Consider the following 11,904-nt stretch of genomic DNA (forward strand, 5'->3'; position numbering starts at 1 on the left):
TCATTGCGAGGAGCCCTTCTTTCATTCGTCATTGCGAGGAGCCGAAGGCGACGCGGCAATCTTCTGTTGTCCTGGCACGAAACACAAGATTGCTTCGCTGCGCTCGCAATGACGTGGTGGGAAAAAGCTCGCAACGACAGGCGCTTAAAGCGTCATCTCGACGATCTCGGACAGCTCCAGCACGCGTACCTTGTCGCCGACCTTGAGGTCGCCCAGGCCGTCCTCCATCATGGTGACACAATAGGGACAGGCCACGCAGATGGTGTCGGGCTCCTGCTTGAGCGCTTCGCCGACCCGCTCGATATTGATGCGCTTCCCCGTGTTCTCCTCCATCCACATACGTCCGCCGCCGGCGCCGCAGCAGAACGACCTCTCGCGGTTGCGCTCCAACTCGACGGGAGGCCGGCCGGTGGCCTTCGCTATGATCTCACGGGGCTGATCGAAGATGGAGTTGTAGCGTCCCAGATAACAGGAGTCGTGGAAGACCACCTTCCCCACATCCGCCGGGACCTTCATCTTCAATTTTCCGGAGACGGCCAGCTCCCTGATCAGCTCGCTGTGATGCAATACCTGGAAATCAGCCCCGAAGCGCGGGTAATCATTTTTAAGGGAGTTATAGCAGTGGGGGCACTGCGCGATTATTTTCTTTACGCCCAGTTCACTGAACTGCCCTACGTTGTCTTTCACCATCTGATCGAAAACATACTCGTTACCCAGCCGCCGCAGGCTGTCGCCGCAGCATTTTTCCTCACGTCCCAGTATTCCCCAGGATATGCCTGCGGCATTTAGGATGTTGGCGATGGCGACCGTATTGCGCTTGTTGCGGGTATCGAAAGACCCGGCGCAACCCACATAGAAGAGGTACTCGGTTACGCCCTTTTCGAAATGAGGGGCATTCATGTCCGCGGCCCATTTGCCTCTTTCGGCCGGGATAATGCCCCAGGGATTGCTGCGGTTCTCCATGTTCTCGAAGAGCGAGATCAGCTCGTCGGGGAACCTGGCATGCATCTCCACCAGGCCCCGCCTCAGGTAGATAAGCTTGGGCACATGCTCTATGAAGACCGGGCAAACCTGCATGCAGGCGCCGCAGGTGGTGCAGTCCCAGATTGCCTCCGGCAGGATGCTGCCCTCGCAGCCCTGGCCGATAAGAGGCAACCCGGGCGCCCTGCCTTTTTCCAGCGCCGGCCCGTTATGCAGCAAATTGATTTTAATATCGTGGATGACCAGGCGCGGATTGAGCGCTTTCCCCGTGCTGGTGGCCGGGCAGTTGTCGTTGCAGCGTCCGCACTCGGTACAGGAATAGGCGTCGAACAGGTCCTTCCAACGGAACCGGTCGACACGATCGACGCCGTAGCTGCGACCCGCGCTGAAGATCTCGGGGTCAATCGTGTTTACCGTCCCGGCATTGGAGAAAAAGCAGTTGGGTATGGAGGTCAGTATGTGCATATGCTTGCTGTACGGCAGGTAATCCAGGAATCCCAGCAGCGCAACTGCATGCACCCACCAGAAAACAACGGCCATGGTTGATAGAACCGCCGCCGAGATAGATGCAAAAAGGACGCCGCCCACCAGGCTGGAGACAGGCATGAAGCCGGCTGCCCCCTTGCCGCCCAGTGCGATCTCGCTGCCGTTAAGACCGAAGTAGGCCAGCATGAGAACCGCCACCAGTCCGAGGATGACGAAGGCATCCGGTGAGCGGGCATCTATGTAGCGCGGCGGAAAAAACAGGCGCCTCCCCATGGCTATTAATACGGCCAGCAGCGCCAGCAGCGAAACTATATCGAATATAAAAGCCAGGGTGTAAGCCAGTCCGTCGGGCAGCAATGATAAGGATATATAATCCGGGAACAGCCCGCCGAGTAAAAATACGGCATTGGCTATCAGCAGAATGATAAAGCACCAGAAGAAGACCACGTGGTTCAACCCGAAGGGATATCTGCCGGTCATAACGCGCTTCTGTCCAAAGGCATAGACCAGCATATTCCAGATTCGCCGTCCGATATGGTTGAAGCGGTTGTCGGGACTTCCCAGCGCCACCAGCCGAAACCGGTACCAGCAGCTCCAGATGAAGAAAATGATCGCGAAAGCGAAAACTGCAGCGAAGACCATCACCTGGACCTGCATAAACTTCTCCTTTTCAAATCCTGCCCGATCAGCTTTTACTACCGGCCCTCAAGGCCTTTATCTGCCGCGTAAGCGAGGGGACGATCCTGCACAGGTCGCCGACCAGGCCGTAGTGAGCCACCTCGAAAATTGGGGCGCCCCTGTCGCGGTTGATGGCTATGATGATATCCGAATTTTGCATCCCCACGATATGCTGGATTGCCCCGCTGATGCCGCAGGCGATATAGATTTTGGGGCGGACGGTCTTGCCCGTTTGCCCTACCTGGCGCTCGGACGGCATCCAGCCGGCATCCACTGCGCTGCGCGAACAGGCCACCACACCACCGAGTTCATCGGCCAGCTCATGCAGCAGGCGGAAATTTTCGGCTGACTGCATCCCCCGCCCCCCCGACACGATTACATCTGCTGCCGTTATGTCTATCTCATTGCCCGTCCGGCGGTCGATAATCTCGATCACCTTGGTGGCCACGTCGTCCTCCTTGATCTCCAGCCATTCCCGCACGATTTCACCGGTACGGGAATCATCCTTCTCATGCAGGTGCATGGTGTGAGGCCTGACGGTAGCCATCTGGGGCCACGACTTCTCCGTAACGATGGTGGCCATGATGTTGCCGCCAAAGGCCGGCCGTGTCTGCATCAACAGCCGCCTTTCGTCATCCACCGTGAGTCCGGTGCAGTCGGCCGTCAACCCGGTACGCAGTTCGGTGGCAACCGCTCCCGCCAGGTCCCTGCCCACACCGGTAGCGCCGATCAGGACGATCTCAGGCCGGTACTGTCTGGACAGGTAACAAAGCGCTTTAAAATAGGGTTCGGTGCGGTAATAGCGGTAAACCGCTGCGTCCATCAGATAGACCTTTTGGGCGCCGTAAGCATATGCCTCTTTGCAGATGCCCTCCACTTTTTCACCGATCACGACGGCGCAAAGCTCGACTTTAAGCTGTCCGGCCAGCGTCTGCCCCACGCTCAGCAATTCCCAGGAGACGGTCGCCGGTATGCCGTCGGTCTGCTCTACAAATACCCAGACCCCCCTGTACTGGCCATTACCGGCCGCTATCTCCTCCTCATCGCTTTCCTGGAATTCCGTTTTTTGACCCCCGGCGGCCAGCTCTTCCAGTATCTGCAACTGCTCCGGCGTGTAATATATCTCTATGGCCTCTGCCGGGCAGATCTTTACGCACCTGCGGCAGCCTGTGCATTTTGCGGTGTCTATAAGCGGCACGCCCTGGTCCGTGATACCTATCGCGTGCTTGGGGCATACGGTCATGCAGCGTGCGCCGCAGGATATACACTTGCCTTCCAGCCGCCTGGCCACGCCCAGCGGCTTCCTGATCTTCTTATCTTCCGGCATGTCTTTCCAACCTGATGGCCAAATCCTGTATTACTGTGTCGAGATTACGTTCCTGCTGACCAATTTCTCCAGCAGCATGCGGGCCGCCTCTTCCGGATCGGTTACGGACTCCCCGCCCAGTATCTGGCCGGGGGGCCGGTCGGGGGAGAAAATCCTGCGCACGGATGTGGCCGAACCCTTGAGGCCGATCACATCCTCGCTCAGTTTAAGCACACTATTATCCCAGACCTTGATATCGGCATCATGTGCCATCAGCCGCATGGGTACCGTCGGGTAACGCGGGCGGTTGATCTCGCGCAGCACCGCCACCATGGCAGGCAGCCTGGAATCCAGCACCTCATACCTGTCCTCGAATTTGCAGCGCACCCTGATCCTTTTATTCTCGATGTCGATGCTCTCGACACGGTCGACCGATGTGAGCTGGGCACACTTAAGACGCGTTGCGATGCCCGGCCCCACCTGAGCCGTATCTCCATCAATGGTCTGCTTTCCGCATATCACCATAGCCAGCTCGTCCTCCTTGGCCAGCATGCGGATGGCGGAGGTCAACACCATGCTGGTAGCCAGCGTGTCGGCCCCGCCGAAAGCCCGGTCGCTCAGCAGCACCACATCATCGGCGCCGACAGCCAGGGCCTTGCGCAGCGTCATCGCCGCGCCGGGCGGACCCATGGAAAGGGCCACCACTTTAAATCCGTACTTTTCCTTAAGCCGCAAGGCCTCCTCGAGAGCGTGGGCATCAAAGGGGTTGATGATGGAGGGGACGCCTTCACGGATAAGCGTGCCCGTATCCGGATCGATCTTGACCTGAGTGGTATCCGGGACCTGCTTGATACAGGCGATAATTAACAAGTTAGACGCTTCCAGTAATATTTATATATGCGCATTATTATAGTATATTTCGCCGATATTAAGACTATATATTATTGTTTTATTAACCTCCGGTCAATATACATAGCGGAAACCACTCCTGTCCGTAGTGATGTGCCTTCAGGTGCGCCCGAATTGACAACCGCATCGTGCAATACGTAGAATTCAGCATCCAAAAAGACCATGACCACGACTAAAAAAATAACCGCGTGCGTCCTGATGGCCGCCATACTCATATGCATCGCGGCGATCGTGTACCTGGCGGTCACAACCCAGCCTTCCGAGAGCTTCAGCGAGTTCTACCTGCTGGGCGAAGGGGGCCGTGCTGCCGATTACCCGTCGCAGGCCGCAGCCGGACAGCCTGTAAGCGTTATCGTTGGCATCGTGAACCACGAAGGAAAACCGTCTGATTATACAGTTCAAATCAGGGAAAATGATGCTATAATCAGTTCTATAAAAGTGGGCGTATTGAATGAAGGACAGCAGTGGGAGCAGCCGGTGGAATTCAGCCTGAACCAGGCCGGAGAAGGCCGGAGGGTGAATTTCTACCTGTATAAGGACAATGGAGCTGTACCGCACATCAAAGACCCGCTGGTATTGATTATGAAGGTAACGGAGAACTGAGCATATGTGCGGAATCATCGGCTACTGCAGCAAGACCGGCAAGGCTTCCCGGGTGATCTTCGAAGACCTCAAGCGCATGGAATACCGCGGCTACGATTCTTCGGGCGTGGCCATGATATCCGACGGTAAACTGCTGGTGAAGAAGGGAGTGGGCAAGCTGGAGGAGGTAAACCGCAAATACAAACTGGATAAGATACCGGGCAGCGTCGGTATCGGACATACGCGCTGGGCCACGCATGGCGGCGTGACGCAGGTCAACACACACCCTCACTGCGACTGCGCCGGGGAGATCGCTGTCATACACAACGGCATCGTCGACAACTACCAGGAGCTGCGCAAGGACCTGATCAAGCACAAACACCGCTTTATCTCCGAGACCGATACAGAGGTCATACCCCACATGCTGGAAGATGAAATGAAACGCGGCCGCTCGCTGGAGGAGGCTGTGATGGCGGTGGCGCCCAGGCTGGAGGGCTCGTACGCCTTTCTCGCCATCTGCACCAATGAGCCCGGCAAGGTCGTGGGCACCCGCAAGGGCAGTCCGCTGGTGGTCGGCCTGGGCAAGGATAAAGCCTTCGCAGCCAGCGACTCGCTGGCCCTGGCCGGGCAGATAGACCAGCTCTACATGCTGGGCGAGGGCGAGATAGCGGTCCTCACCGCAGTTAAAACGGTTTTCTTCGACTCCACGGGACGTCCGATCAGCAAGAAGGCCTCCAAACCCGACGCGGTCTGGAACGACAACAACAAGGAAGGCTACGAGTACTTCATGCTCAAAGAGATCATGGAGCAGCCCGATACTCTCATATCCGCCACGCACCAGGACAAGGACGTTTTCACGGCGGTGGCGCTGGATGTGCTGAGGGCCGACCAGATAATAGTCACCGCCTGCGGCTCCTCGCGTTACGCCGCCCTGGTAGGACGCTACCTCTTCTCAAGCGTCGGCAAGAAATTCTGCGAGGTGGTCATGGCCTCCGAGTTCCAGTACTTCGCCGAATCCGTGAGCAGGAACACGCTGGTGCTGGCCATATCGCAGAGCGGCGAGACGCTGGATGTGATCGACGGCGTGGAGCTGGCCCGCAAGGCGGGCGCTCGAATAGTCTCCATCATCAACAGGCCCCAGTCGCTGCTGGGCGAGCTCAGCCACAATGTGCTGTACCTGAACTGCGGACCCGAGATCGGCGTGGCCGCCACCAAGTCGTTCCTCAACCAGCTGGCCATCTTCTACCTGCTGGCCTTTTCCATGGTGCATTCTTTCGATATGGCGGCCGATAACATACGCAAGGTCAGCCGGCAGGTCGCCAGGGCCATCGACTGGAATAACGACGTGATAACTAAAATCACGAAGCAATACCACGATAAGAACGATTTCTACTACATCGCCCGCGGCATCAACTTCGCTATAGCCTCCGAGGGAGCGCTGAAGCTGAAAGAGATATCCTACATACATGCCGAGGGCATGCCCGCCGGCGAGCTCAAGCACGGCACGCTCTCCTTAATCGAAGACGGCACGCCCGTGCTGGTGATCTGTCCCGGGGACTTCACCTACAAGGAGACGCTGGGGAATGCCATCGAGGCCAAGGCCAGGGGCGCCAGAATAATTGCGGTCTCCGATGTCGATAACGAGGTTTACGACCACTGGATCAGGATACCCAGGGTGCACGACCTGCTCTACCCCATGGTGTCCGTCGTGCCGCTGCAACTGCTGGCCTACCACATGGCCACCCGGCGAGGTCACAATCCCGACATGCCGCGCAATCTCGCCAAATCGGTAACGGTCAGGTAGCCTGAATGAGAATCATCGCCGTCATCCCCTGCCTGAACGAGGCGGCTTTCATCAGCGATATCGTCGGCAAGGCTATTAAGCATGTCGACCACGTACTGGTCGTTGACGACGGCTCCACCGACAACACCGCAGAGGTCGCCCGCCAGGCGGGCGCATATATGATCAGACACGAGAAACGGCGCGGCGCGGGCGCCGCCACGCGCAGCGGCATTCAGGCTGCCCTGAAGGAAGGGGCCGATATCGTGGTGACCCTCGACGGCGACGGACAGCATGATGCATCGGAGATCCCGAAAGTGATCGCTCCACTGCTGCAGGGAGAGGCCGACCTGGCCATCGGGTCGCGCTTCGTCAAGCCCGATACCAATATGCCACCCTACCGCAACCTCGGCATATATATCATCACCTGGCTGTACAACCTGGGCTCGAAGGGCAAAATCAGCGATTCCCAGAGCTGTTTCCGCTCCTACAGCCGCAGGCTGCTGGAGACGGTGGAGATCACCCGCGACGATTTCGGCTTCAGCATAGAAGTGCTGGTCAAAGCCAGGAAGAAGGGCTTGAAGATCGTGGAGGTCCCTGCCTCCTGCTATTATCACGCCGAAAGCTCTACCCTGGACCCGATCACACACGGGCTGGGGGTCGCCTGGAGCGTGATACAGCTGCGCGCCGCGATCGAACTATGCGGGCCGAAAGCTGTGTTATAATTATTAATTTGTAACGCGGCCTTCCTGATGACGCCGCAGCAAAAGGAGGATACCCGTGGACTGGACCAACAGCAAAGTACTGGTGGCGGGCGGAGCCGGACTGATAGGTTCACATATGGCCGGGACCCTGTTAAAAAAGGGCGCCAGGGTGAGGGTTGCGGATGATCTTTCCAGCGGGTCCATCAACAATATCAAGGACATCAAGAACAGGATCGATTTCCACAAGATAGACCTGCGCGAAAAGAAGAACTGCCTGAAGATGACCAAAGGCATGGATTACGTTTTCCAGTTTGCGGCCAACATGGGCGGCATAGGCTACATCACCAGCATCGGGGCGGATATCATGCGGGACAGTGTATTGATCAACACCAATATGCTGCAGTCCGCCCACGAGAACAGGGTGACCGAATATTTCTACAGCTCGTCTGCATGCGTTTATCCCGAGTACCTCCAGAAGGACGCTAAGGTCACGCCGCTCAAAGAGGCCGACGCCTACCCGGCCGATCCCGACCAGTTCTACGGCTGGGAGAAGATATTCACGGAGAAGATGTGCGAGGCCTACCGCGCCGACTACGGTATGAATATCAAGATCGCCAGGTTCCATAATATCTACGGCGAGGTTTATACCGCCTTCGATAAACAGAAGGGCAAGGCGCCCTGCCACCTGATCATGAAGGCGCTCAGATATCCCGATCAGGATTACGTGGTCTGGGGAGACGGCAAACAGACCAGGAGCTTCCTGTATATCGATGATTGTATCGAGGCCGTGCTGAGACTGATGGACTCCGATTACACGGGATCGATCAATATCGGCTCCGACCGGATGGTGACCATCGATGAGCTGGCCGAGATGACGATCAAAATATCCGGCAAAAAGATTCAGCTCAAGCACGACCTGTCCAAACCGCAGGGCGTCAGGGGCAGGAACGCCGACCTGACCCTGGTCAAGAAAGTTCTCAACTGGGAACCGAAGGTCAGCCTGGAAGAGGGATTGAAAAGGACCTACGACTGGGCCAAAGAGAGGTTCGCAGAGCTCGAAAACATTTAGGATGGATCGCTGCGAGTCAGGCATGCCTGTGAGAAGAGGAAACGTATGAAAATCCTGGTCATGGCCTCGACTATCGACCTCAAGAATAAGATGGGCTGCACACCGGCCTGGTGGCAGCTGTTGAAGGCCCTCTATGAGGAGGGCCACGAGGTTACAGTCATCCCGTATATGGGCATACCCGTAGAGAGCCTGTGGTGGAAGACGTACGACAATCCCTGCGCGCGGGAAAGCATACTCTATAACAACTTCCTGGAGAGCCGCAAGCGTCACGGCAAATCGCCCAGCGGGAAGAGCTTCATCTCGCCCGTCGCCGACCTGCTGATCAAGCACCATGTCAGGCCCAGATGGGCCGGGCACCTGCGCAAGGTACTGACGAAAGAAAAGTTCGACCTGCTGTTCATGATGAGCATACCGCTCAACCATATCACCGGCATTCCCTCCGCCGTCAAGAAGAAATTCGGCATACCGGTGGTATATTACGACGGCGATATGCCGACCATCCTGCCCAAATACACCATCAGCCGGGGCTTCAAATTCAACTACTACGAGGGCGCCGACCTGACCGAATATGACGCTTTTCTGACCAACTCGGCGGGTGTCATACCCGACCTGGAGAAAATGGGCGCGCGCAACGTCCACGCGCTGTATTACGGCATCGATCCCGACCTGGTGACGCCGGCGGAGGTTGAGAAGGATATCGACATAGCATTTTTCGGCTACGGCAGCGACTTCCGCGAGGAATGGATGGAGAAACTGATCACCATACCCAGCCGCGAGATGCCGGATGTAAATTTCTCGGTGGCCGGCGGCAACTTCGCCATCGACCTGGGCAGGGCAAAGATGATCGGCGACCTCTCCTACAGCCAGTGGAGGCAGTTCAGCTGCCGCAGCAAGATCAACCTCAACATCACCAGGTGGTCGCACACCAACGTTTTCGCCTCGTCGACCTCCCGGCCGTTCGAGCTGGCCGCCTTCGGCTGCTGCATCGTCTCGCAACCCTACAACGGCATCGAGCAGTGGTTCGATATAGGCAAGGAGCTGTACGTGGTGGAAAGCGCAGAACAGGCGGTTGATGTGTACCGCAGGCTGCTGGCGGATAAGGACGAAAGGGAAAGGGCGGGCAGCAGCGCCAGGGCGCGCGTATTGAAAGAACATACATTCAACCACAGGGCGGCCCGGCTGATCGATATCATCAAGGGCCTCAAATAGGCTCGGCGATCTCAGGTTGAAGGGCAGGAAGGTCGCATCTTTCATTCAATTGCACTAATATAGACTGCAGGACGACTATCTATAGTGGCGGAAAACCAGACTAAATGCCGCGTCTTCCTGGAACGCACGGACAGCGATGTCGAAGCGGCGCTGCTGCGCGGCCTGCAATATATCGGGTGGGAGCGCTATATAAACAGCAAATCCACCGTTTTCATCAAGCCGAATTTCACCTTTCCCCGCCATATAGAGGGTGTTACCACCTCGCCGGAACTGCTGCGCAGCCTGCTGAAGCTGCTGAAGGGGAAGGCGGGCAGAGTGATCCTGGGTGAGTCGGACGGCGCCAACCATGCCTTCACCGCCGAAGAGTCACTGGAGGGCCACGGCATGTACGATATATGCAGGGAGGAGGGCGCCGAAGCGGTCAGCCTGTCCCGCCTGCCCTCTACTATGGTCGAATCGAACGTGCTGGGTAAAAAGGTCAAGGTACAGTTGCCCGACCTGCTGTTGCACGATATCGACTGCTTCATCTCGGCGCCGGTTTTCAAGGTGCATGCCATGACCACCGTGACGCTCAGCCTGAAGAACTCCTGGGGCTGCGTACCGGACACGATGAGGTGCCTGCTGCACCAGGACCTGGCGCATAAACTGGCTCTGATCGCCGGCCGGCTCAAGCCGCGCATCGTGATCATCGACGGCCTGTACTCACTGGACAAACACGGACCCATGTACGGGGAGCCGATTAAAACCGACCTGCTGCTGGTATCCGATAATACAGTGGCGGCCGATGCGCTGGGAGCGGTGATCATGGGGTTTTCACCGGGCCGCATCAGCCACCTGGCCCTGGCGGGGAAGGCGGGGCTGGGACCGCTGGCTTTAACGGACATAGAGGTGAATACGGATTGGAGCAGGTACAGGCGTCGATTTCAGATCGAGCGCACCCTGATCGACAGGGCCTCGAGCCTGCTCTTCCACAGCGGCCTGCTGGCTAAAATCGTGATGGACTCGGCTTTGACGCCGCTGATATACAAAGTTGTGGGCCTTTTCCGGTCGTCGGATGAAAAACGTGTCGCCGGCCAGCTGGGCGGCCGCAGGTATGCGGGGCCTTATTAAATTTAATGCTGTGTTAACATCTGCGGGTAGTGTATATGGCTTCAAAAAGACTGTTCATATTTGATTTCCTGCGCTTTTCAGCCATCCTGCTGGTGGTTCTCAGCCACATTCTGAAAATGGAGACTATGGATGCGGTTCGAGGCTACCTGGGCATCATGGGTCTGGGCATATTCTTCTTCGTATCCGGCTACCTGCTGGCGGCAAATGAGAACCCCGTATCGAAGAACAATGCGATCGACTACTTTAAGAGAAGGTCCTTGCGGATATACCCGTTGTACTGGATGGCGCTGATTCTAACCGTTCTTCTCAGCTGGATGCTGGAAAATAATCTGTTCGGCTGGCGGACCGTCATCGCATATTTTTGCGGGCTTCAATCTGTATTCGTACCCAGGTACATGGTTGAGATCTCCTCTTACTGGTTCATCGGAACGATACTGATATACTATCTGATGTATCCCCTCATCACTTACGGGAAGAAAACAATCTCGATTTTACTGATAAGTCTCCCCGTTTTCGTTTTCCTGATGGTAGTCAGAGTATATGCCGGCCTGTTCGACGGCAGGGTTTTTGAATACTTCTTCGTTTTCGTGCTCGGCGTAATGGCGGCACGTGCGCAATTCTTCGATTCCAACTATTTCCGAAAGTGGAAGATACCTTCAGCTGTCGTTTCTATCGCCTGTATCTGTATCGTAATCATCTTCGGGCCGTTAATGCCCAGCGACCTGAGCCGCATAGACCCGCTGCTGCTGTTTAACGTGGGCCTGATTACCGTGTTCCGCATGATATTGATCGTCTCCACTATCGCAGCCGTTTACTGGATGCTCTCATTGAGCTCCCTGCCGTCTTCAGTTAAACGTGTAATAACGGCCGGGGCGTTTGCTTCATACGCTGTCTATCTGTTTCACGATGTATATTACTCCGTCATCCGCCACTTCCTTAATTTCAACGATGCGGTCGTAGGCAACATTGCATGGACACTGTTGCTGCCCATCCTGTTTATCATTTGCTATTACATACAGGCGGGCGCGGACAGGTTATTGATTAACCCCAAGCCTGTCTGTCCCGACTGAAACGGTATGCGGTTGAAAAG

The 11,904-nt window shown here is 56.6% G+C and carries 10 protein-coding genes; 7 read left to right on the forward strand and 3 right to left on the reverse strand.

Going from position 1 to position 11,904, the window contains the following annotated elements:
• Nucleotides 1-144: 144 nt before the first annotated feature.
• Genes WC359_04735 through WC359_04745 form a run of 3 tightly spaced genes read right to left on the reverse strand, consistent with a single transcriptional unit; the run spans nucleotide 145 to nucleotide 4,321 of the window.
• Nucleotides 145-2,124: a (Fe-S)-binding protein gene (locus WC359_04735; GenBank protein MFA5399724.1), complete on the reverse strand. Its 1,980-nt coding sequence runs from the start codon at nucleotides 2,122-2,124 to the stop codon at nucleotides 145-147.
• Between the two features lie 28 nt (nucleotides 2,125-2,152).
• Entirely contained in the window at nucleotides 2,153-3,472 is a 1,320-nt protein-coding gene (locus WC359_04740; GenBank protein ID MFA5399725.1) for an electron transfer flavoprotein subunit alpha, read from the reverse strand.
• A gap of 30 nt (nucleotides 3,473-3,502) precedes the next feature.
• The gene (locus WC359_04745; protein MFA5399726.1) at nucleotides 3,503-4,321 is read right to left on the reverse strand and encodes an electron transfer flavoprotein subunit beta/FixA family protein; all 819 of its coding nucleotides are present in this window, start codon (nucleotides 4,319-4,321) and stop codon (nucleotides 3,503-3,505) included.
• Between the two features lie 201 nt (nucleotides 4,322-4,522).
• Between WC359_04745 and WC359_04750 the strand changes: the two genes are divergently transcribed.
• The 7 genes from WC359_04750 to WC359_04780 all read left to right on the forward strand — a co-directional run bounded on the left by WC359_04750 (nucleotide 4,523) and on the right by WC359_04780 (nucleotide 11,884).
• Nucleotides 4,523-4,963: a DUF1616 domain-containing protein gene (locus WC359_04750; GenBank protein MFA5399727.1), complete on the forward strand. Its 441-nt coding sequence runs from the start codon at nucleotides 4,523-4,525 to the stop codon at nucleotides 4,961-4,963.
• 4 nt (nucleotides 4,964-4,967) lie between these two features.
• Nucleotides 4,968-6,746 (forward strand): glutamine--fructose-6-phosphate transaminase (isomerizing), encoded by a 1,779-nt coding sequence (gene glmS, locus WC359_04755; GenBank protein MFA5399728.1) that lies wholly within the window; start codon nucleotides 4,968-4,970, stop codon nucleotides 6,744-6,746.
• 5 nt (nucleotides 6,747-6,751) lie between these two features.
• Entirely contained in the window at nucleotides 6,752-7,447 is a 696-nt protein-coding gene (locus WC359_04760) for a glycosyltransferase family 2 protein (GenBank protein MFA5399729.1), read from the forward strand.
• A gap of 55 nt (nucleotides 7,448-7,502) precedes the next feature.
• The gene (locus WC359_04765; protein ID MFA5399730.1) at nucleotides 7,503-8,495 is read left to right on the forward strand and encodes an NAD-dependent epimerase/dehydratase family protein; all 993 of its coding nucleotides are present in this window, start codon (nucleotides 7,503-7,505) and stop codon (nucleotides 8,493-8,495) included.
• Nucleotides 8,496-8,540: 45 nt separating this feature from the next.
• Nucleotides 8,541-9,704, forward strand: coding sequence for a glycosyltransferase (locus tag WC359_04770; protein ID MFA5399731.1), 1,164 nt, complete (start codon nucleotides 8,541-8,543; stop codon nucleotides 9,702-9,704).
• Between the two features lie 84 nt (nucleotides 9,705-9,788).
• Nucleotides 9,789-10,814 (forward strand): DUF362 domain-containing protein, encoded by a 1,026-nt coding sequence (locus tag WC359_04775; GenBank protein MFA5399732.1) that lies wholly within the window; start codon nucleotides 9,789-9,791, stop codon nucleotides 10,812-10,814.
• Nucleotides 10,815-10,849: 35 nt separating this feature from the next.
• The gene (locus tag WC359_04780; GenBank protein ID MFA5399733.1) at nucleotides 10,850-11,884 is read left to right on the forward strand and encodes an acyltransferase family protein; all 1,035 of its coding nucleotides are present in this window, start codon (nucleotides 10,850-10,852) and stop codon (nucleotides 11,882-11,884) included.
• The last annotated feature ends 20 nt before the right edge of the window (nucleotides 11,885-11,904 follow it).

It is taken from the genome of Dehalococcoidia bacterium (assembly GCA_041653995.1).
In the GTDB taxonomy this organism is placed as follows: Bacteria; Chloroflexota; Dehalococcoidia; order GIF9; family UBA5629; genus CAIMUM01.